We start from the raw sequence: 20,265 nt of genomic DNA on the forward strand, positions 1-20,265 counted from the left end.
AAATCTCTTCCTGGTGCAGAGCGGATGGGAGAAGAACAGATGACAGCCGTCTGAAGCCCTGAAAACTCTGGGATTCGCGCACCACGGCCCACGTCTTCTGCCAACGGCCAGATGCGGCGTCAATCGCCGCATCTCCACCATGACGTCGACGCTCGTGATCACGGGAGTCAGCGGAACGACTCGGTCAAATTACGATCTCTATTTCCTCGACGTCAGATTGAGGGGAGAAATCAATCTCTTCGGGTGTCAGGGAAGAGCTGACTGATAAACCGTTCCGTGCCGCTTGTCCAGGTGGGCATAACGAAACCCAGGTCTTTGTGAATGCGATGGCAGTTCAAGCGTGAGTTGAGCGGCCTCTTCGCCGGCGTTGGATAGTCGCTCGTGGGAATTGGAACCAGCTTCGCGAAGGTCTTCTTTGGTTCGCACTGCTGCGCAAGGCGAAGGACCTCATTGGCGAAACCACACCATGATGTCTCTCCCGCATTGCAGGCGTGATAGACGCCCCCCAGGCCGGTTCTGAGCACGTCGCCAGGGTCACCCCCGCGCTCTGCTGCAACGATCGTGTGGAGTGTAAGGGCAGCCAGATCGTCGGCCAGCGTAGGAGCTCCGATCTGGTCGGCCACGATGTTCATCTGAGCCCGGTCGCCTGCCAGTCGAAGAATCGTGAGAGGGAAGTTCTTTCCGCCCGCGGCATAGACCCAACTCGTTCTGAAGATCACATGTGGAGCTCCACTCGCAGCCAGAGCCTGCTCGCCTGCAAGCTTCGTCGCCCCATAGACATTCTGAGGTGCCTTGGGGTCGTCTTCCTTCCACGGGATCGTACCCTCGCCGGAAAACACGTAGTCAGTCGAGAAGTGCACGACACCCGCCCCGACCGAGGCTGCCGCTTCGCCGATGATCCCGGGGGCGATCGCATTGATCGCTGCTGCAGACGCTTCATCGGACTCAGCTTTGTCTACCTGCGTGTAGGCCGCAGGATTGAGAATCCAGCCCGGCTCGTGAGCACGGATGTAGGTCCGAATGGAGTCGGGGTCGCTGAGGTCTAGATCGTGGCGCCCGGGCGTCAACAGCGGGCGGCCTGTTTCTCGCAGCAGCGATACCAGGGCGCCACCCACCTGACCGGTGGCGCCTGTAATCAGAACGGGGCGGGGAACCTGCATGCCAGGCCTGTCCAAAGAGGTCATGAGTGAATTCGAGTCCTAGGCACGATCGCTGTAGTTGGTGTCGATCCACTTGAGGTATTCGCCGCTCTTCACGGAGTCGATCCATTCGGTGTTCTCGAGATACCAGGAGACCGTCTTGCGCAAGCCGGTCTCGAAGCTCTCCTGCGGATGCCAACCAAGTTCACCTTCGATCTTCGTTGCGTCGATGGCATAACGGCGGTCATGGCCGGGACGATCCTGCACGAAGCGGATGAGCTGGGAGTGGGGACGATACTTGGACTCGGGCACAAGCTCATCGAGCAGCGCGCAGAGCGTGTTCACAACGTCAAGATTCGCGCGCTGGTTGCAGCCGCCGACGTTATACGTCTCTCCGACTCGCCCCTTTTCGAGCACAGTGCGAATGGCAGAGCAGTGATCCTTGACGTACAGCCAGTCGCGCACCTGCTGCCCATCGCCGTAGACCGGTAATGGCTTGCCGTCGAGAGCGTTGAGGATCATTAGCGGGATCAGCTTCTCAGGGAAATGATACGGCCCGTAATTGTTCGAGCAGTTCGTCATGGTCGTGGGCAGGCCATAGGTATGGTGCCACGCGCGCACGAGGTGATCGCTGGCCGCCTTGGAAGCGGCATAGGGGCTGTTGGGTGCGTAGGGCGTGTTCTCGTGGAACGCGGGATCCTGGGGCTCGAGCGTCCCATAGACTTCGTCCGTCGAGACGTGATGAAAGCGGAATGCGGCCCGCTCGGCGCCATCGAGAGTGTCGTAGTGTTCACGTGCAGCCTTCAGCAGCTGGAAGGTGCCATCGATGTTTGTCTTGAGAAAAGCTTCCGGTCCGAGGATGGAACGATCCACGTGGCTCTCGGCTGCGAAATGGACGATGGCACGGAAGCGGTGCCTTTGGAAGAGCCCGCGAAGCAGCTCTCCATCGCAGATGTCGCCGTGGACAAAGGTGTAATCAGGATTGCCTTCGAGAGAACTGAGCGTAAGTGGATTCGCAGCGTAGGTAAGTTTGTCCAGGTTAACCAGCGGTCCTGCCCCGATCGCAAACCAGTCGAGGACAAAGTTTGCGCCGATGAAACCAGCGCCGCCGGTCACGAGAATGGGGGCGTTGTGGGGATCGCTCATGAGATCGCCTCCGTGAAGAAATGTGCGCCTGATTCCAGCGCAATCGAGTGTGATTGCCAACCACTGAACACTTGATTCTGGTTCATTGTAGCGGCATGCTCCGCACCATCAGGTAATGCCAGGCCGGCATCCTCATCGCGGCTGCCTGCGATACACTGACAATCCAGCAGGTTCCCCCGAAATCAAAGACTTTCATTCGACGGGTTCCCTGGCACGGGGAACAGATACGCTGCAGTTGGACGCCCGGGGAGGCGAATGGCCGGAGGAACTCTCAAGCGGGATACCTTGTGGATGATGGGAGGAAACTTCCTCTCGCTTGGTTTTCAGGCCGTCTACTTCGTGCTGATCGGAAGAGCCATTGGAAGCACGCAATACGGTCTATTTGTTGGCGTCGCCAGTTTCCTCAGCGTCTTCGGTCAGTTCAGTACGATGGGCATGGAACTCATCCTCGTCCGGGATGTGAGTCGCGACCGCGAGCACTTTGCCAGGTATTGGGGTACGTCCCTCAGGGTCATTCTGCTGGGCTTCGTGGTGACGACGACGGCGTCGCTTGCGTTGGGACGTTTCTTCCTCGACAAGAGTGTGTACCACCTGATCCCGGGAATTGCGGTCGCTGATCTGTTGTTTGCGAAGATCGCCTTGATGGCGAGCAAAGCGTTCCAGGGTGTGGGAGATTTTGCCCGCAGTGCGAACGTCTCTGTCCTGACGAATGTGAGCAAGGCGATCACTGCGGCCTGCCTTTACGGCTACGTGCTCTTCACGAAGATGCCATCCTCGGCGCAGACCTGGACGCACGTGTACTGGATCGCCTCGATGGTCTCGGCGGTGGTTGCGTTCGCACTGGTTACGATCTACATCGGTCCCGCGGGGAGAGGGCACATCGATCGTCGGAGCCTGGTGGAAGGGCTCGGCTTCATGACCTCGAACAGCTCGATTTCGATCTACAACGACATCGATAAGACGATTCTGGTCAGCCGCGGTATGGACGAGGCGGCGGGTACATATTCCGCGGCATATCGCATCGTCGATGTTGCAAGTTCACCGATCTACAGCGTCTATTCTGCAGCATTTCCAGCGTTCTTCCGCGAAGGAGCCAAGGGAATGCGCTACGCGATGCAGATGGCGCTCAAGATCTCGCGCAAGACTATACCGTTCTCTCTGGCCGCTGCGGGATTGATGTTCGTTTCAGCAGGCCTGCTGCCTTATATCTTTGGCCAGAGCTTTGCCGGATCGGTCGCCGCGCTTCGGTGGCTATGCCTGCTGCCTTTGATACGCTCCCTGCATTACGCCGGCGGTATGACCCTCACCGCGTCGGTGTCGCAGTGGTACAGAACGGTGCAGCAGGTCTTTGTCGCCCTCCTCAACGTGGGCTTGAATCTATGGCTCATACCGCATTACTCCTGGAGGGGCGCGGCTGCGGCGAGTCTGATCTCCGATGGAACATTAGCGGCGCTGAACTGGATCTCGGTACTGTGGCTCATGCGATCGCAGGAACGACGCTGGCGGGCCGCGGCGTCACAAGCCTGAATCGTAACTCCGGCATTCGCCGGGCATCGGGTTCCTTATGCTCAAGTGGCGTGCCGAGGTACCTCTCCATCAGGCATACTCGGTAGGATGAATCGCTGGAATGATCGCAGCAGGCGGACCTTTCTGAAAGCAGTGGGAGTTTCCGGCGTGATGGCTGCCAGGCCCGCATGGAGTGCCATGGGCGCAATGCTTCCCGCGGCTGGCTCGTACCCCTCGAAGCGCCCCAGTCAGGCCGATCGCAAGTTCTCGAGCCCGGCGGTCGAGGCTTTCCTGGACCGAGTGTCGGCGCGCATCCCTGATCCTGAGCTCGCCTGGATCTTTCGCAACTGCTATCCGAATACGCTGGACACAACCGTCCAGCCAGGCACGTTTGAAGGCAAGCCCGACACTGCCGTCCTCACCGGCGACATCGCAGCCATGTGGCTGCGCGACTCCTCCGCCCAGGTCTGGCCATATCTTCCGTTGCTCAAGGAAGACACGCGCCTTCGTGCCCTGATCGAAGGCGTTATCCGCCGCCAGGCTCGTTGTCTGCTGATCGACACCTACGCGAACGCCTTTATGGCAGACCTCAATGCGCCGCCACTGGAGTGGAGCGTGAAGGACCGCACCGAGATGAAGCAGGGTGTCGGCGAGCGCAAGTACGAACTCGACTCGCTCTGCTATCCGATCCGGTTGGCGCATGGGTACTGGCGTGCCACGGGAGATACCAGCCCCTTCGACACGCGCTGGAAGAAGGCGATGCTTGCCGTTCTGAACACCATGCGCGTGCAACAGAGGAAGCACGGAGACGGGCCTTACCGCTTCCAGCGCAACGCGGAAAATCCCACTGACACTCTGATCAATGGCATCGGTTCGCCCGGGAATCCGGTGGGCCTGATCGCCTCATGCTTCCGGCCGTCAGACGATGCGTGCCTCCTTCCTTTCCTCGTCCCTTCAAACCTCTTTGCCGTCACGAGCCTCCAGCAACTGGCGAAGATGGCCAACGACATTCTCTTCGACGCTGCGATGGCCAACCAGGCCACGGCGTTGGCCAACGAAGTGTCGGCAGCTCTCAAGGAACACGCCATCGTGGACACGCCGCAAGGCACGGTGTGGGCTTATGAGGTGGATGGTTTCGGCGGGCAGGTGCTGATGGACGATGCAAACGTCCCCAGTCTGCTTGGCCTCCCGTACATCGAGAGTTCGCCCGATGTTTCTCTATACCTGCGCACGCGATCCATGCTGTGGAGCGAACGTAACCCGTGGTTCTTCCGCGGTAGCGCAGGGGAGGGAATCGGCGGCCCTCACGTCGGCAGGGACAGTGTCTGGCCGATGTCGCAGATCATCTACGCTCTCACCAGCAACTCCGACGACGAGATTCGTCAGGCGGTGCAGAGGCTCAAAGCTTCCACCGCCGGCACTGGCTTCATGCACGAGAGCTACAACAAGGACGACGTAACCCGCTTCACGCGGTCGTGGTTCGCATGGGCCAACACGCTGTTTGGAGAGCTCGTAGCGAAGGTCGCCATGTCGAAGCCCGAGCTATTGCAGCGCTAAAGCTTCCAGCCTCTGCTCAAACGTTTTCCTTCGCACGATTCAGCCGATCCGTTTAGGATGGCTGCGGCAACGTGCAGGCACTTGTTGCCCACGCACGAAACCCGGAGAATCTGAAGATGTCGATGAACCGCCGCGAGCTCGCGAAGCTCGCGCTAGCCGCAGCCGCAACTCCTTTGCTAGAAGCCCCAGCGCACGCTGCTCGTTCGCCAGCTTCACCCGCAGCGCAGGGAGGCAGCTTCCCTCAAGGCTTCGTTTGGGGCACCGCCACGGCTGCGTATCAGGTCGAGGGAGCAGCGAACCTGGGCGGCCGTGGCAAGTCCATCTGGGACACCTTCTCGCACATCCCCGGCAAGGTAGCTAACGGCGATACCGGCGATGTCTCGGCGGACCAGTACCATCGCTTCAAAGAAGACATCGCCCTGATGCGGGATCTCGGCGTCAAGGGCTATCGCTTTTCCGTTTCTTGGACGCGTATCTTCCCCGATGGCTTGGCGACAGGCAATCCCAACGCCGAGGGCCTGGGCTACTATCAGCGCCTCGTCGACGCGCTTCGCGAGGCGAGTATCGAGCCTTACTGCACGCTCTTTCACTGGGATCTTCCGCAGGCCCTCGAGGACAAGGGCGGCTGGCAGAATCGCGATACGGCCCAGCATTTCGCCGATTACGCCGCCGTCGTAGGCTCGAAGCTCTCAGACCGCGTAAGCCACTTCATGACCACCAACGAGATCCGGTCCTTCACGGAGCTCGGTTATGCCAATGGTGTCCATGCGCCGGGATTGAAGCTCGATGCGCAAGGTGTCGCCCAGGTGAAGCATCATGGTGTGCTGGCGCATGGCCTGGCTGTGCAGGCCCTTCGAGCGCATGCCAGGCCGGGCACGATGATCGGTCTCGCGGAGAACCCTGCTGCGGCCACCCCGGTCATCCCCGATGCGGCCAACATCCATGCCGCTGAGGCCGCTCTGCGCGAGGAGAACGCACCCTTCCTGACCGCGATCTTCGAAGGCAGGTACACCGAACGCTATCTGGCGCAACTCGGCGGCTCCGCTCCAAAGTTCACCGACGCTGAGATGAAAGCCATCAGCAGCCCCCTCGACTTTGTCGGTCTCAACATCTACAACCCGATGTACATCAAGGCGGCTGACACCCCGGCTGGCTACACCGTCGTGCATCCCTCGCCTACGTATCCGCGCATGGCGAGTCCCTGGCTCACGGTCGGGCCCGAAGCCCTGTACTGGGTGCCGCTCCTCGTCGGCCGCACGTGGCAGCCCAGGGCGATCTACATCACCGAGAACGGCGCCTCCGCAGCCGATCTGATGACACCCCACGGTGAGGTGCTCGACATCGACCGCGCGATGTTCCTGCGCAACTACCTCAACCAGCTGCAACGGTCCATCACGGATGGTGCGCCGGTAAAGGGCTACTTTGTCTGGAGCCTGTTGGACAACTTTGAATGGGCGGATGGCTACGACAAGCGTTTTGGCATCGTCTACGTGGACTACAAGACGCAGAAGCGCACGCCCAAGCTATCCGCACACCTCTATCGGAACATCGTTATGCAGAATCGCATCGTGTAGATGCTCCGTCACCGGGAGCTACGCACGCGTTCGCCGCGTAGCTCTCGGCATGACCCGTTGCGCCGGTGCGGGTGCGGGAGCTTCGACCACTCGCCACGGCACCGGCGATGCAAGCACCATCGCCGTGTTGGTCGAGACGTACGGCATCATGGAATCGATGACCTCCTGGATGTGCTGCATGTCACGGGCCGCAACCTGTACGAGGAACGATTCCGCCCCCGTTACCCGGTGGCACTCGAGCACCTCGGGAATCTTTGTCGTCATCTTCGCGAAGCGATCAAGCTTGTCCCCCGCGACCGTCACCTTCACGAAGGCACGCACGGGCAGTCCCATCTTCGCCACGTCGACCATCGCCCTGTAGCCGAGGATCACACCACGATCCTCGAGCTTGCGAACCCGCTCGATGACCGACGGCGTAGACAGGCCCACGCGGCGCGCAAGTTCTGCAAAGGGCGTGCGCGCATTCTCTTGCAGTGCGAGCAGGATCGCACGGTCGTACGCGTCAAGTTCGGGTTCGGAAAGCGTCGTATGGGTCATCTGGAGCCTTTCTGGCGGATTGGGTTGCAGATCCATGGCAATTCGGACATGTTTCCTGAAAGTATAAGGAAGAATGCCACTAGCACCTTACGTCAACGCTGTGCGGGAGCGGCAGAATCCCCTACCGTAATTACATGTCCGCCCAGGCTGTTTCGCAGCTCCCCGCCAACTGTTCCTCCATCGCTGAAGCCTTTCAGCCGCTCCGGCATCTCGTCGGCAACACGCCACTGTTCGCAGTGCGCTTCCGGGTGCATGGACAGATCCGCACGATCTACGCGAAGGCCGAGCACCTCAATCTGACGGGCTCCATCAAGGACCGCATGGCCCTGCACCTTCTCGAGACAGCGTATCGCGATGGTTCCCTGAAGCCGGGTGATCGGCTCGCGGAAGCGACCAGCGGCAACACCGGCATCTCCCTGGCGGCCATCGGACGTGCGCTCGGACATCCCACCACCATCTACATGCCCAACTGGCTCAGCCAGGAGCGCGTCAAGCTCATCCAGAGCTTCGGCGCCGAAATCGTCCTCGTCTCCAGGGAAGAGGGTGGCTTCCTCGGCAGCATCCGCATGACGCAGGAGCTTGCCGCGCGCGAGCCCAACGTCTTCCTGCCACGCCAGTTCGCCAATTGCGCGAACCTCGACGCACATCGTTGCACCACAGGGCCGGAGATCCTTGAGCAAATGCAGGGCATCGGCATGACTCCGGCAGCCTTCGTCGCGGGCGTGGGTACCGGGGGCACCATTATGGGCGTGGGAAGCTATCTCAAGGATCAGGTTCCCGGCATCGCCATCCACCCTGTCGAGCCAGCCGAGTCGCCGACGCTCTCCACGGGCCACAAGGTCGGCTCGCATCGCATCCAGGGCATCTCCGATGAATTCATTCCGCCGATCCTTGAACTCAGCCAGCTCGATGAGATCCTTGCCATCTCAGACAGCGATTCGATCCTGATGGCGCAGAAGCTCGCTCGCAAGCTGGGGCTCGGCGTCGGGATCTCTTCAGGCTGTAACTTCCTTGCGGCCCTGATGGCTCAGGACCGGCTCGGCGTCGATGCTCCGGTCGTTACCATCTTCTCTGATGACAACAAGAAATACCTGAGCACGGCACTCTTCGCAGACGAGCCTGTGCGTGACGATCACGTAGCCCCACACGTCGAGTTGCTGGATTATCGGGTGATCGCCCGGACTGCGGCCGCAGCGTAGGTGCTACGCGTGGCCGCGGCGCTTCTTTGCGGCGGGCTCAGGAGCATAGCAGCGGAGAAACAACCCCACCGCTTGTTCGATGTGTTTCTTCGCTGGCGCGCTCTCGGAGATCCCGAGGGCCGAAGCGGTCATGGTCCGGGCCCCGATGATGAGATCCAGGAATACGTCCGCAGCACGCAGGGGATCCTCCTCACGCAGGAAATTGGCCTTCATCTGCTTCGCCAGGTAACGGCTCGTATCGATCCTCCCACTCCCCGGCCCCAGCTTGTAAAACTGCTTAGCCATCGCGGGATCGTGGAAGGACTCTGCCGCTACGATGCGGAAAAGCTGCCGGAAGCGCCGTGACGAGACATGCCTGTGGATCGTTGCGCCGGCATGCAGCAGCACTGTACTCATGTCGCCTTCAACAGACCACTCCGCCCTCATCTCGGTGGCGATCTCTTCCTGCAGACGCGTTATCGCAGCATGCAGGACAGCGCGCTTATCACCGAAGTGTGTGTAAAGTTCTCGCTTAGAGACCTTCGCGCGGCTTGCGATCACCGACGTGCCGGTGCTTTCATAGCCGGCTTCCAGGAACAGTTCGGTTGCGGCATCGAGAATACGCCCGAACGCTTCGGGCTTGTCACTTACTTCCTTCTTCGGCATGGCGGCCATTGTCTTTCTATGGGCGACGATCCGGCAATCGTCTGATATCTGTCCGGGATTATCGCTCAAACCCCAGCCGTTGCAAGACTTTCATCTCATCGCAATTATGTGGCTACAACCTTCGTTGTAGCTGCCGCCGTCACTGCGGATGATGACGCTAACCAGCTAGGCCGCCGGTCAGCCCCCGAGAAACTCTCGAAGCGCACGATTGAAGGCTTCCGGATGCTCGATATTGAGCAGGTGGGCTCCATCCACCTCCGTGACCTTCGAGTCGGCAATATGCTCCGCGAGAAACCCCGCGTCGATGCCGGTGGTTGTGGAATCCTGTGGCCCGAAGATGATCAGCGTAGGAGCGGTGATTCGTTCAAGGCTGCCACGCGAGTCCGCATCGCGCACCACCGCGCAGGCTGCGGTATAGCCAAGAGGATCGCAGCTCTCGAACTCCTGCCTCACCTTCGCTACGAGTTCCCGCTCTCGCCAGCGAAAGCCTTCGGTGAACCAGCGCTCCATCGTCGCCCCAGCGATCGACACCATGCCATCTTCAAGCACCGTGGCAATGCGTTCATTCCAGCCAGCCGCAGTTCCAAACTTCGCCGCAGTGCTGGCAAGGACGAGCTTCGCCAGCCGATCTCCAGCGTTGGCGCCGATCCACTGCGCCACAGCGCCGCCCATTGAGAGCCCGCAGAGATGAACCCGTTCCAGGCCAAGATGATCGAGCAGTGCAAGCAGGTCCTGGCTGAGCTGTTCAACGTTGTATGGCCCTTCAGGGACGGACGACGCGCCATGGCCTCGCGCGTCATAGCGAAGGATGCTGTAGTGCGCAGCGAGCTCCGCCACCTGTGCATCCCACATGGTCAGCGTGGCTCCCAGGGAGTTCGAAAACACCAGCACAGGCCTGCCCGGATTCTGTGTGAACTCGTAGTGGGTGCGGAGGTCGTTGTGTTCGAAGAATGGCATCGTGTTCCGTGCTTTCGGCGGTTGTCTCCGGGGGCTCAGCCGTGTTGCGGAAGCATCTCCAGCACGAGCAAATTCCAGTCCATGAAGCCCGCGTGGCTCAGCGGCTCCCCTCTATCAGGATGGTAGTACTCGTTCAGCGATCCGGAGCGGCGAAGGTCGCGCGCCAGCATGCTGATCGTGGCCGAGGCCATGGCGTTGGCCTGTTCGCGAAAGCCTGCACGGACCAGTCCGCTCCAGGTCAGGTAGTTCGCGATGATCCACACGGGCCCCAGCCAGTTGCTCGGGTTGCTGCTTGCAGCAAGGGAGTACATCGGCTCAGCCGCCGAGAGCGTTCGCACGCCGTAGCTCGCACCCAGGCCACGCTGATTTCGCAGGTGCTCGGCAAGCGCCCGGTTCTGATCCTCAGTACAGATGCCCGCCCACATCGGAAGAAAGCCGGTGAAGGTCTGCAGCCGAAGCGGAAGGGAACTCCAGCTCATCGCCATGCCCAGAGGAATGCCATGGATCAGCTCGGCGCGCCGATCGGCACACTGCACGTCCGCTGTGTAGAAGAACCGGTCGCGCGGGTCCCAGCAATGCTGCTGGATTGCACGGACCAAAGCCGCAGCCTCGCGCTCGTACTGCTCTCCGTCGGTGCTGTGTCCCGTGCGACGCGACAGCTCCGCGGCAGCCTTCAGATCCTGGTAGTAAAGGCAGTTCAGCAGCAGATTGGCCGACGAAAAGAACGGCCGCCCAAAGGTCGTGGGGTCGTTGTCATTGCCGATGGCCACATCATCGCCCCACACCAGAAGGCCGGTGTGGCTCAGGTTGTCCGCCCTCCACGAATCGTAGAAGCGCCTCAGTCTGGCAAGTGATGGCTCGAACCATCGCGCGTCGCGCATCTCCTTCGGGCCGCGGTCCGCCGCCAGCAGAGCAAGTTGCGCCAGCACCGGCTTTGCCTGGTTCTCCTTGTGAGGACGCGAGCCCTTCAGGCATCCGAGCGGATCCGCGTCCTTCATCGTGATCAGCATGGGAACACGGCCTTCAGAGCTCTGGTGATCGAAGAAGTTCGCGAGGCTGCCTTGTGCATGTTGAGCTACTTCGCTTGATAGCCCGGCATCCTTCGTTCTATCGGCCACCTCGAACAACCCACGCGCGGTCCAAAGTGTGTCCCAGTCCCAAAGGTCGGCGGAGTATGTCGCGCCGGGCAGGGAAGGTGCAATGCTGGGGAAGCGAAGCACTCCCGCTGGCTTTCGGAGGAGATCACGAGCGTGCAGCGTGAAGTAGCGAAGCAGCAGGGTCGCGTCATCCTCGCTCGCCTCCGGACCGGCTGCAAAGGACGTTGCCGCGACCGAGGACGCCCCGGCAAAGGACAGGCAGCGAAGAAGATCGCGTCGATTCATTGTTTGCTTCTCCGTTCAAACCGCACGCAGGTTGCGCATCAATCCCTATCGACCGCGCTTCTTACGAAGCAGCTCCCCAACCTTTGCTTCCATCGCATCGAGGTCCGCTTCGCCCTCGAATCGCGCCCGGATCACTCCGTCGCGGTCGATGAGTATCGTAACCGGCACACCCAGCACACCACCGTAAAGGCGTCCCAGCTTTGCATCGCCCATCATCACCGGGTAATTGAGCTTCGTCTTTCGGACATAGGTATCCACCGGTGGCTGGTCGTCGTCAATCGAGACCCCGAGCACCTGCAGACCTCTGGTCCCATAACGCTGTTGCCACTCCATGAAGCGCGGAATCTCCAGCCGGCACGGACCGCACCACGTCGCCCAGAAATTGAGCAGCACCACATGCCCTCGGTAGGCAGACAGACTGATAGGACGATGGTCGATGCTGTCACGGGTGAAGGCCGGAGCCGCGTGGTTCAGCAAAGGAAAGGATTCCGCTGCGGGCGCAGGTCGTGCTTTCGAACCGAACAGCACCATCGCAGCGAAGACGAGAAGTCGAGTCGCGAATTGCATGGCGCTACTTGCTCGGCTCAGACGGATAGCCCTTGGCGACCCAGTTCGTGCCGAAGTTGTCCGCGAGATAGAGCACGCGCACGTGCGTGAAGCCCATGTCATGCAGCAGGTTCCATGCCGGTGCGATGTTGGGGCAACGAGCCCACGGGCAGCAGCCGCAATACAGGACGATGTCCTGGTCCGGCGCGAGGTTTTCCGCCCGCGCTCCGAGGATGTTCAGTCCCTCCGGCTTGCCCGTCGGGCCCATGTACTCGGCATGAGGAATGTGCGCCTGTTCAAAGAGAACACGCGAGCCCACCTGGAAGATCAGCTGGCCCTTCGCAGCGCCGGACTTCAACTCGGCTGCGAACACTTCAGGCTGCACGAGATGGTCCTGTGGCACTGAGGACGCGGGCACATGCTCGGGCACGGCTGGAGCTTGAGCCGTGAGAGTTCGCGAGCCCAGCAACGCAGCACTCATCAGAACGGCAGCTACAACTGCCCTGGCAACGAGACGGCGGAACGAATGGCGGGAAACAGCACAATGAATCTCAGCAACGCGAATCATCGATATACCTTTCCCGCCATCCTAACGCCAGCCGGTGTCTTACATCCCGGCAGGAATCATCCGGAAGTCCTCAGGCTCGGCGCCCTGCGGCACCTCCCAACCCCCCGGGGGTGTTGTGCGCTCGCTCGTCGGCCCCCACGTATGCGGCTCATAGGAACGCAGTGGCGTATGGGCCGCCAGCACCGGATCCACGATCCGCCACGCCTCTTCGACGTAGTCCTGACGCGCGAACAGCGTTGGGTCACCCGCCATGGCGTCGGTAAGGACGCGCTCGTAGGCTTCCATCTCCTCGGGCTGAGAGTGACGGCAGGCCACAAGCTCCACTCCGGCGCGGCCCGGCTTGCCTGGGTTCGTCACGCTCACGGCCATCGCAATCGTCATCTCAGGGCTGATCCGCAGGCGAATATAGTTTTGCGGACCGGGATCTTCGTTGATCCACGTCTCCGGGGGCCGCTTCAGGCGTGCCAGTACCTCCATGCACGTCAGAGGCATCTGCTTTCCGGCACGGATATAGAACGGAACGCCGCTCCAGCGCCACGATTTTACGTCCACGCGCATCGCAGCAAACGTTTCGACGTCGGAGTCCTTCGCGACGCCCGGCTCATCGAGGTAGCCGTTGAACTGCCCGCGCATCACGTCCTCTGGATGGACGGTCTGCATGGCGCGCAGAACCTTTACCTTTTCGTTGCGGATCGACTCGGAGTCGTTGCAGGCCGGCGGCTCCATGGCAGCGTTACAAAGCACCTGGAAGATGTGATTCTGCACGACGTCGCGGATCGTGCCGGTCTGGTCATAGAACGCCCCGCGCCCCTGGATGCCGAAGTCTTCGGCCATCGTGATCTGCACGCTCTCGATGTACTTGCTGTTCCAGATGGGCTCGAGAAAGCTGTTATCGAAGCGGAAGCTCACCAGGTTGTGCACCGGGCCCTTGGCCAGGTAGTGATCGATGCGGAAGATGGAGGATTCTGGAAACGCGCTGAGCAGGATGCGATTCAGCTCCCGGGCCGAGGCCAGGTCGTGACCGAACGGCTTCTCGACGATCATCCTCGCGCCCTGAGACGCTCCGGAGGCCACTAGCTGCTCGACGACCTTCTCAAACATCACCGGAGGAATCGCCAGGTAATGCGACGGGCACTTTGCATCCCCAAGCAGGCGCTTGACCTCGGCAAAGGTGGCAGCTTCGGCGTAGTCGCCATCCACGTAGCGCAGCAGGGAACTCAGCTTCTCCCACGCCGCCGAGTCCACCCCACCGTGCTTTTCCAGCGAGTCATGGGCCCGCGCCTTCAACTGGTCCAAGTTCCAGCCTGCCTTGGCGACACCGATCACCGGAACGTCCAGCGAGCCGCGCTTCACCATCGCCTGCAGGGCTGGGAAGATCTTCTTGTAAGCCAGGTCTCCGGTGGCGCCAAAGAAAACCAGCGCGTCCGACTGCGTCTTGCTCATGTACACGACCTCCGGGAGTCTTCCACCTTACCGGACATGATGTCCGGTGAGGTGGTTCTCTCCCAGCATAGATGCCCGGACGGGTGTGGGGGCTTCGTCGCCAGAACTCAAACTGGTTGGCCCGCAGCCCCCCTTTCGTGCCGAAGCTGCAGGCGCAGCTATTACAAAGGTCATGCCCCATGCGCACGTGCCGAAAGGCGTTGGCCTGAGTGCCTCGGTAACGTGTGCGAGGCCCCTTCGCGACATCGCTTTAAGGAGTTCCGTGGCAGGTGCAGATCGAAATCTCCGCACCAGCACTGCACTTTCAGCTGGGCCTCGCAAACCGTTGACATACCAGCGAATTCGCGTCGCTTCGAGCGTTCGACAGGCCGCGTATTATGTCGTGCATCTGCAGTGGGACGCGCACCCCGTTCGTGTCATACCGAAGCCCTCTCGAATCCGTAGGATCGACCCTGTAGTGACTTGCAAGGAGAGGGGCCCATGCCTTACAGCATTGGAAGAGTCATCGAGTGTGAGCGCGGGGTCTTTGAGCGGGACCTGAACCTGCGGCCCTTCGAGGTGGCTCATACTCTGCGCGACCATCCCCTGCTGCAACTCAGCGCACTCATCGAACTGGCCGATGCGATGGCATCCAGCGCTCCCTCGGACGTGGACTACAACCAGGGCGTCATCGAGACCCGCGAGAACCGCAGCCATCGCCCGCCTCCGACGCGGGACTACGCTGCCCGCCTCCTGCATTTCATCAACCAGGCGGATGCCTCCGTGACGCTTCGCCATATCGAGCGCCAGGATGGCTACCGGCAGATCATGGAAGCTCTGGTCCTCGACGCTCTGTCGCTCGCCGGCGCCGGCACCAACGACCTCCTTCGGCGGATCGAGTCCTTCGAGGCCATCCTGCTGGTCACCTCTCCCAATCGTGTCACCGAGTACCACGTCGACAGCGACTGCTCGTGGATCTTCCAGGTCGGTGGCGCCAAGTCCATCCACCTCTTCGACCGCGAAGACACCAGCATCCTTCCCCAGGAAGAACTGGAGCGCTTCTATGCTGTAGACCGGCGCGCCCCGCGCTACAAGCCGCAATACGAGAGCCGCGCCAACATCACAACGATCGCGCCCGGCTCAGGACTGCACATTCCCGCCAACACCCCGCACTGGCTGTTGAATGGTCCCGAGGTGTCGATCTCGCTCAACATCGTCTTTCATCTCCGCGATGCCGTCCACGCGAGCCTTTACCGCGCGAATCACTTCCTCCGCAAGGTTGGCGTCACGCCCTCGATTCCCGGACAGTTTCCCGCACGGGATCGCGCCAAGGCCATCGCTTCCAGCCTGATGATGAAGCTCGGCCGCAGGTTGAGCTCGAGCAACGTTCCCGTCCCGCGCGAGGCCGTGATGGAGCGGCGCAGGATCGCCGCCCTCGTCGCTGCTCGCTAACGCCCCACCGGAAGCTATCGAAGATCCATGACCTCCGTCGTTATAGGCGGACCAGCCGAGTCCCGGAAGCGCGCGCCTTCGGACACCTGGCGCGGCTACAATAGACAAAGTGCTGATCGCGCTTGACCGCACGCCAGCACGCAGTCTCGTTGAACCGGATACCCCTCGCCCATGTCGCGCACCTTCTACATCGAAACCTTTGGCTGCCAGATGAACGCCCACGACTCCGAAAAGGTCGTCGGCACGCTGCTGCAGGAGGGCTATACCCAGGTCATCGACGAGGCCGACGCCTCCCTGATCCTCTACAACACCTGCTCCATCCGCGATAAGGCCGAGCAGAAGGTCTTCCATCGCCTCGATGTCTACAAGCGTCTGCAGGGAGAAGGGAAGCGCTTCGCCGTGATCGGCTGCGTCGCCCAGCAGGAAGGCACCAAGATCTTTGATCGCGCCCCGCATGTCACGCTGGTCGCCGGATCGTCGTCCTACCGCAATCTCCCGCAGATGCTCGACCGACTCGAAGCCGGCGAGAAGCGCATCACCGGCCTCGATGACCGTGATACCGACGAGACCTTCGACACCGAGTTCACCGCCCGCAACAATCCCCATCGCGGCTACATCACCATCATCGAAGGCTGCGACAAGTTCTGCGCCTACTGCGTGGTGCCATACACCCGCGGCAAGGAGCGCTCGCGCACCTCGGCCAGCGTGCTCGCCGAAGCTCAGCGCATCGCCCAGATGGGCTACACCGAGATCCAGCTCCTCGGCCAGAACGTCAACAGCTACGTCGATCCCAGCGGCAAGCGCAACTTCGCCGACCTGCTCTCCGCCGTCGGCGAGGTCCCGGGAATCCAGCGCGTGCGCTTTACCACCTCGCACCCGCGTCAGTTCACCAAGGACATCGTTGACGCCATCGCCGAGCGCCCCGTGCTCTGCGACCATATCCACCTCCCCGTGCAGTCCGGCTCCTCGAACGTCCTCAAGGCCATGCAGCGCGAGTACACCCGCGAGTGGTACCTCGAGCGCATCGCGTGGATTCAGGCCGCCAAACGCGATATCTCCATCACCACGGACATCATCGTGGGCTTCCCCGGCGAGACGGACAAGGACTTCGAAGACACCATCACCCTGCTCGACGCGGCAAAGTACGACAGCGTCTTCGGCTTCAAGTACTCGCCCCGCCCCAACACGCCGGCCATCCACATGCACGACGCGATTCCGGAGGAGGTGAAGGTCGAGCGCCTCGCCATCCTCAACGCCCGGCAGCGTGAGATCCAGCGCGAACACTACGCACGCCACATGGACGAGCTCGTCGAGGTGATGGTCGAATCCAACACGCTCAACCCGCGAGGTCAGTTCACAGGCCGCAGCTCGCAGAACAAGACTGTGAACTTCACGATGGAGCCCGGCATCGAGCCGCCGCCAATGGGCAGCTATCTCGATGTCCGCATCGACAAGATATTCCCCAGCTCGCTGGCAGGATTCGCGGCCTCGCGACCCAAGGCCGCGTCGCCCGCGCTTCTCGCGCAGCAGGCGCTCAACGCACGCTTTACCTCGGCTGCGGGCTAACGCAGTTCACTGCACCCGCTCCTCGGAGTAGACTCTTCGCATGCAGATTCCGGGCTTCAAGTCGGAGACAGTTGCCACCGAACAGGAGATTGAGGTCCGCATCCGCGGCCTCATGATGGACCCCTCCACGCGGCAACCCATCGTGGTCCTCAACGACCTCTCCGGCGAAGTGGTGCTTCCGATCTGGGTCGGCCTCTTCGAAGCCAACGCCATCTATCTCGAAATCGAAAAGTCCACGATGCCCCGGCCCATGACGCATGACCTCATGCGCAACCTCATCGGCGGGCTCAACGGCCGCGTCTCCCGCGTCGTCGTCGGCGCGCTGCTCGAAGACACCTTCCACGCCACCGTGTGGCTGGACCAGAACGGCGAATCGGTAGCCATCGACGCGCGGCCATCTGACGCCATCGCCCTGGCTCTTCGCTCCGACTGCCCCATCTTCGTCTCCAGGTCCGTCTTCGACCACGCGAAGGAGGCCACGTCGAGCGCCAGCGCCACGCCGTCCGAGGAACTCCGCCGCTGGCTCGAAGGCCTCAACGACGACGATATGGGCCGCTACAAGATGTAGCCCTGACCGACGTAGCCGCACAGGAGCGCGACCTGTTCCGCCCAGCCATCCTCGCTCGGCAGTACCGGCTCCGGCGCATTCAGCACGGTCTCGCTTCTTGTCAGATGGATGAGCTTGCGAAGCGCAGGCGTCATCTCTTCCTGGCCGCCGCGCATCACCACCGCCCATGGCGTCTCGAGCAGGATGTCGCTCACCCCGGACTCGCGATGCAGCAGCACCGGCAGCCCGCGCTCCAGCGCTTCAATGGCCGGAATCCCGTAGCCCTGCACTGCCGGCATCAGGAAGGCATGCGCGCGGTCGTACATTCGCTCCAGCTCTGTGTCCGGCACAAAGCCGTGGAAGGTCACCCGTGCGTCGAGTCCAAGCTCTTGCGCGCGCGCCTGCATCGCCTGCAACAGCGCTCCACGACCTGCGAGATCGAGCCTCCAGTCGATGCTTGCCGACAGTGGCTCCGGCCCGCGCTCAAGCTCCGCCAAGGACTCGAGCATCCATTCGATGCGTTTGTTCGCTTCGATGCGGCACACCGACAGCAGCCGCAGCTCGTGCACTGCAAGCCGCCGCTGGAACCCCCGCGGAGCGCCCAGACCGCCCATCCTGGCGATGACCGCGGGTGCACCAAACTCCCGCAGGCAATCGTCGCGCAGGAACTCGCTGGTCACGATCATCGTTCCGCCACGACGCATGCCGCGCCCAATGATCGTGTTTGAAATCGCAGTCCGTAGCTTCGCCTTGACGCCTCCACTACCTGCATCAGAGAAGAGCGCCGGCGTGTCATGCATCAGGCAATGAAATCCCCTGGCGCCGGCCAGCGTGAGATGCAACGCTGGCTGATACCCCGAAGCCAGTATGCGAGGGCCCTCCTTCGACAAGCCACGCACATACGTTCGCAGTGCCCGTACCTTCGCCACCACGCTTCCGCCTTCCGGCAGAAGTTGCTTCACGGGCAGCGGGAACTCCGCATAGTGCCCCAGCCCGCAACGATCGACGTAGCAAAGCACCTGCACCCTACGGCCATGACCATGCAGCCAGCGCGCCAGGGCCAGTAGGCTCCTCTCCGCTCCGCCAAACTGCTCAACCTCGGTGATGAACAGGTCGATAGGACCGGGAGATTCACGTATGTCAAAAGGAGCATCAGCCCCCGGCACTAGCGCACCGCCAGCTCATCCAGCCAGGTGTAGAACTCGGGGAACGAAACGCTGGCAGCCTCTGCGCCATGAATCTCCGTCTCTCCCTGCGCCCGTAGCGCGGCGATCGAGAACGCCATCGTGATGCGGTGATCGAGACCCGAATCCACCACGCCGCCGCGCAGCGTCTGGCCGCCGGGGATGTCCATGCCATCCTCGTGTTCGGTCACCTCGGCGCCCATCGCGCGCAGGTTCTTCACCACCAGCGCAATGCGATCGGACTCCTTCACCCGCAGCTCGCGCGCATCGCGAATCTTCACACCGTCGCGGCTGAACGGCGCAATCGCGGCGATCACCGGAAGCTCGTCGATCAGCTGCGCTGCCAGCTCGCCAGAGATGTCCACGCCCTTCAGTCCCTCGTGTCCGCGATTGACCTGGATCGTGCCCACCATCTCACCGTGCTGCTCCTGCACATCGAGGACCTTCACCACGCCGCCCATCGCCGTCACCACATCCAGCATCGCCGCGCGTGTCGGGTTCACGCCGAGCGAGTCCAGCACCAGGTTCGAGTCCTCGAACAGCAGCGCTGCGCAAAGGAAAAACGCCGCCGAGCTCATGTCGCCCGGGATCGTCACCGAGTGGATGGCCTTCAGCTTCTGGCCGCCCTCGATGTGCAGCCGATTGTCCTTGCGCTCCAGCTTCACGCCAAAGGCCCGCAGCGCATGCTCGGAGTGATCGCGCGTCCGTACCGACTCCGCGATCGATGTCGTACCTGCCGCTTCAAGCCCCGCAAACAGCACCGCCGTCTTCACCTGCGCGCTCGCAATCGGCGATTCAAAATCAATCGCCTTCAACCCGCCGTACGAAGAAGCCCCGTGAATCGTCATCGGCGCGTGGCCTTCCGTCAGGTCGATCTTCGCGCCCATCAGTTCCAGCGGCTTGCGGATGCGCTCCATCGGCCGCACCGTCAGTGACTCATCCCCGATGAACCGGAACTCGCCCTGCTGCCCAGCCACTAGGCCCGCAAGCATACGCATCGTGGAGCCGGAGTTCCCGCAGTCGAGGTCGCCGGCAGGCTGCTGCAGCTTGCCGCCCACGCCGGTCACGTGGATGTCCTTACCGTCGAACTCGACCTTCGCGCCCATCGCCTTCATGCAGCCCAGCGAGCTGTGCGGGTCCTGTCCGCTCGAAAAGTTCTCCAGCTTCGTCGTGCCCTCGGCATAACCCGCCAGCATGGCGTAGCGGTGCGAGATCGACTTGTCTCCCGGCAGCATCAGGGAGCCCCGGAAGCTGCGCGCGGGGCGAACGATCTGCGTTACGGACGTGGTGTGCGAGTGCGACGACGTGGTCTCTGTTGCGGTTGCCATCCCTGTATTT

At 61.8% G+C, this 20,265-nt stretch carries 18 protein-coding genes; 7 read left to right on the forward strand and 11 right to left on the reverse strand.

Annotated elements, in window-relative coordinates:
* Positions 1-230: 230 nt before the first annotated feature.
* Together rfbD and rfbB are read right to left on the reverse strand one after the other, a co-directional pair.
* Complete coding sequence (gene rfbD, locus C4S68_RS03510) at positions 231-1,160, reverse strand: dTDP-4-dehydrorhamnose reductase (protein WP_103931600.1); 930 nt, start codon at positions 1,158-1,160, stop codon at positions 231-233.
* Between the two features lie 39 nt (positions 1,161-1,199).
* A complete protein-coding gene (gene rfbB / locus C4S68_RS03515; protein WP_103931601.1) occupies positions 1,200-2,285 on the reverse strand; it encodes a dTDP-glucose 4,6-dehydratase in 1,086 nt (361 codons plus the stop codon).
* A gap of 255 nt (positions 2,286-2,540) precedes the next feature.
* On the opposite strand from rfbB, the gene C4S68_RS03520 reads away from it, so the two are divergent.
* The 3 genes from C4S68_RS03520 (at position 2,541) to C4S68_RS03530 (ending at position 6,922) form a co-directional block, all read left to right on the forward strand.
* A complete protein-coding gene (locus C4S68_RS03520) occupies positions 2,541-3,812 on the forward strand; it encodes a flippase (RefSeq protein ID WP_103931602.1) in 1,272 nt (423 codons plus the stop codon).
* Between the two features lie 177 nt (positions 3,813-3,989).
* Complete coding sequence (locus C4S68_RS03525; RefSeq protein WP_235011323.1) at positions 3,990-5,348, forward strand: glycoside hydrolase family 125 protein; 1,359 nt, start codon at positions 3,990-3,992, stop codon at positions 5,346-5,348.
* Between the two features lie 116 nt (positions 5,349-5,464).
* Positions 5,465-6,922: a GH1 family beta-glucosidase gene (locus tag C4S68_RS03530; protein ID WP_103931604.1), complete on the forward strand. Its 1,458-nt coding sequence runs from the start codon at positions 5,465-5,467 to the stop codon at positions 6,920-6,922.
* Positions 6,923-6,940: 18 nt separating this feature from the next.
* On the opposite strand, the gene C4S68_RS03535 is transcribed toward C4S68_RS03530, so the two are convergent.
* Positions 6,941-7,459 (reverse strand): Lrp/AsnC family transcriptional regulator, encoded by a 519-nt coding sequence (locus C4S68_RS03535; RefSeq protein ID WP_103932161.1) that lies wholly within the window; start codon positions 7,457-7,459, stop codon positions 6,941-6,943.
* Between the two features lie 134 nt (positions 7,460-7,593).
* Between C4S68_RS03535 and C4S68_RS03540 the strand changes: the two genes are divergently transcribed.
* Complete coding sequence (locus C4S68_RS03540; protein ID WP_103931605.1) at positions 7,594-8,658, forward strand: PLP-dependent cysteine synthase family protein; 1,065 nt, start codon at positions 7,594-7,596, stop codon at positions 8,656-8,658.
* Positions 8,659-8,661: 3 nt separating this feature from the next.
* On the opposite strand, the gene C4S68_RS03545 is transcribed toward C4S68_RS03540, so the two are convergent.
* The 6 genes from C4S68_RS03545 to zwf form a co-directional block, all read right to left on the reverse strand.
* Positions 8,662-9,303 (reverse strand): TetR/AcrR family transcriptional regulator, encoded by a 642-nt coding sequence (locus tag C4S68_RS03545; RefSeq protein ID WP_160114979.1) that lies wholly within the window; start codon positions 9,301-9,303, stop codon positions 8,662-8,664.
* A gap of 177 nt (positions 9,304-9,480) precedes the next feature.
* Positions 9,481-10,260, reverse strand: a complete 780-nt coding sequence (gene pcaD / locus C4S68_RS03550; protein WP_103931607.1) for a 3-oxoadipate enol-lactonase — start codon at positions 10,258-10,260, stop codon at positions 9,481-9,483.
* Positions 10,261-10,295: 35 nt separating this feature from the next.
* The gene (locus tag C4S68_RS03555; RefSeq protein ID WP_103931608.1) at positions 10,296-11,642 is read right to left on the reverse strand and encodes an MGH1-like glycoside hydrolase domain-containing protein; all 1,347 of its coding nucleotides are present in this window, start codon (positions 11,640-11,642) and stop codon (positions 10,296-10,298) included.
* A gap of 45 nt (positions 11,643-11,687) precedes the next feature.
* Positions 11,688-12,209 carry a TlpA family protein disulfide reductase gene (locus C4S68_RS03560; RefSeq protein ID WP_160114980.1) on the reverse strand — a complete coding sequence of 174 codons (522 nt, stop codon included), beginning with the start codon at positions 12,207-12,209 and terminating at the stop codon, positions 11,688-11,690.
* Between the two features lie 4 nt (positions 12,210-12,213).
* The gene (locus C4S68_RS03565) at positions 12,214-12,573 is read right to left on the reverse strand and encodes a rhodanese-like domain-containing protein (protein WP_160114981.1); all 360 of its coding nucleotides are present in this window, start codon (positions 12,571-12,573) and stop codon (positions 12,214-12,216) included.
* 222 nt (positions 12,574-12,795) lie between these two features.
* Positions 12,796-14,199 carry a glucose-6-phosphate dehydrogenase gene (gene zwf, locus C4S68_RS03570; RefSeq protein WP_103931611.1) on the reverse strand — a complete coding sequence of 468 codons (1,404 nt, stop codon included), beginning with the start codon at positions 14,197-14,199 and terminating at the stop codon, positions 12,796-12,798.
* 480 nt (positions 14,200-14,679) lie between these two features.
* Between zwf and C4S68_RS03575 the strand changes: the two genes are divergently transcribed.
* The 3 genes from C4S68_RS03575 to C4S68_RS03585 all read left to right on the forward strand — a co-directional run bounded on the left by C4S68_RS03575 (position 14,680) and on the right by C4S68_RS03585 (position 17,764).
* Positions 14,680-15,630, forward strand: a complete 951-nt coding sequence (locus C4S68_RS03575) for a transcriptional regulator (protein WP_103931612.1) — start codon at positions 14,680-14,682, stop codon at positions 15,628-15,630.
* Between the two features lie 171 nt (positions 15,631-15,801).
* Entirely contained in the window at positions 15,802-17,196 is a 1,395-nt protein-coding gene (gene miaB, locus C4S68_RS03580; protein ID WP_103931613.1) for a tRNA (N6-isopentenyl adenosine(37)-C2)-methylthiotransferase MiaB, read from the forward strand.
* Positions 17,197-17,236: 40 nt separating this feature from the next.
* Positions 17,237-17,764 (forward strand): bifunctional nuclease family protein, encoded by a 528-nt coding sequence (locus C4S68_RS03585; RefSeq protein WP_103931614.1) that lies wholly within the window; start codon positions 17,237-17,239, stop codon positions 17,762-17,764.
* Here C4S68_RS03585 and C4S68_RS03590 read toward each other — a convergent pair.
* A complete protein-coding gene (locus C4S68_RS03590; protein ID WP_235011324.1) occupies positions 17,752-18,909 on the reverse strand; it encodes a glycosyltransferase family 4 protein in 1,158 nt (385 codons plus the stop codon). The two genes, C4S68_RS03585 and C4S68_RS03590, sit on opposite strands and share 13 nt — an antisense overlap.
* A complete protein-coding gene (aroA, locus tag C4S68_RS03595) occupies positions 18,909-20,255 on the reverse strand; it encodes a 3-phosphoshikimate 1-carboxyvinyltransferase (protein WP_103931615.1) in 1,347 nt (448 codons plus the stop codon). The genes C4S68_RS03590 and aroA overlap by 1 nt, the downstream gene beginning before the upstream one ends.
* Positions 20,256-20,265 lie beyond the last annotated feature (10 nt).

This window comes from Bryocella elongata (genome assembly GCF_900108185.1).
Lineage (GTDB): Bacteria > Acidobacteriota > Terriglobia > Terriglobales > Acidobacteriaceae > Granulicella > Granulicella elongata.

Excerpts from the sequence above, each read along its gene's own strand:
- C4S68_RS03530 (WP_103931604.1), top strand. The coding sequence starts at position 5,465 with ATGTCGATGAACCGCCGCGAGCTCGCGAAGCTCGCGCTAGCCGCAGCC.
- C4S68_RS03520 (WP_103931602.1), top strand. The coding sequence starts at position 2,541 with ATGGCCGGAGGAACTCTCAAGCGGGATACCTTGTGGATGATGGGAGGA.
- C4S68_RS03545 (WP_160114979.1), bottom strand. The coding sequence starts at position 9,303 with ATGCCGAAGAAGGAAGTAAGTGACAAGCCCGAAGCGTTCGGGCGTATT.
- rfbD (WP_103931600.1), bottom strand. The coding sequence starts at position 1,160 with ATGCAGGTTCCCCGCCCCGTTCTGATTACAGGCGCCACCGGTCAGGTG.
- C4S68_RS03525 (WP_235011323.1), top strand. The coding sequence starts at position 3,990 with ATGGGCGCAATGCTTCCCGCGGCTGGCTCGTACCCCTCGAAGCGCCCC.
- C4S68_RS03555 (WP_103931608.1), bottom strand. The coding sequence starts at position 11,642 with ATGAATCGACGCGATCTTCTTCGCTGCCTGTCCTTTGCCGGGGCGTCC.
- C4S68_RS03575 (WP_103931612.1), top strand. The coding sequence starts at position 14,680 with ATGCCTTACAGCATTGGAAGAGTCATCGAGTGTGAGCGCGGGGTCTTT.
- C4S68_RS03535 (WP_103932161.1), bottom strand. The coding sequence starts at position 7,459 with ATGACCCATACGACGCTTTCCGAACCCGAACTTGACGCGTACGACCGT.
- pcaD (WP_103931607.1), bottom strand. The coding sequence starts at position 10,260 with ATGCCATTCTTCGAACACAACGACCTCCGCACCCACTACGAGTTCACA.
- zwf (WP_103931611.1), bottom strand. The coding sequence starts at position 14,199 with ATGAGCAAGACGCAGTCGGACGCGCTGGTTTTCTTTGGCGCCACCGGA.
- C4S68_RS03560 (WP_160114980.1), bottom strand. The coding sequence starts at position 12,209 with ATGCAATTCGCGACTCGACTTCTCGTCTTCGCTGCGATGGTGCTGTTC.
- rfbB (WP_103931601.1), bottom strand. The coding sequence starts at position 2,285 with ATGAGCGATCCCCACAACGCCCCCATTCTCGTGACCGGCGGCGCTGGT.
- miaB (WP_103931613.1), top strand. The coding sequence starts at position 15,802 with ATGTCGCGCACCTTCTACATCGAAACCTTTGGCTGCCAGATGAACGCC.
- C4S68_RS03540 (WP_103931605.1), top strand. The coding sequence starts at position 7,594 with ATGTCCGCCCAGGCTGTTTCGCAGCTCCCCGCCAACTGTTCCTCCATC.
- aroA (WP_103931615.1), bottom strand. The coding sequence starts at position 20,255 with ATGGCAACCGCAACAGAGACCACGTCGTCGCACTCGCACACCACGTCC.
- C4S68_RS03585 (WP_103931614.1), top strand. The coding sequence starts at position 17,237 with ATGCAGATTCCGGGCTTCAAGTCGGAGACAGTTGCCACCGAACAGGAG.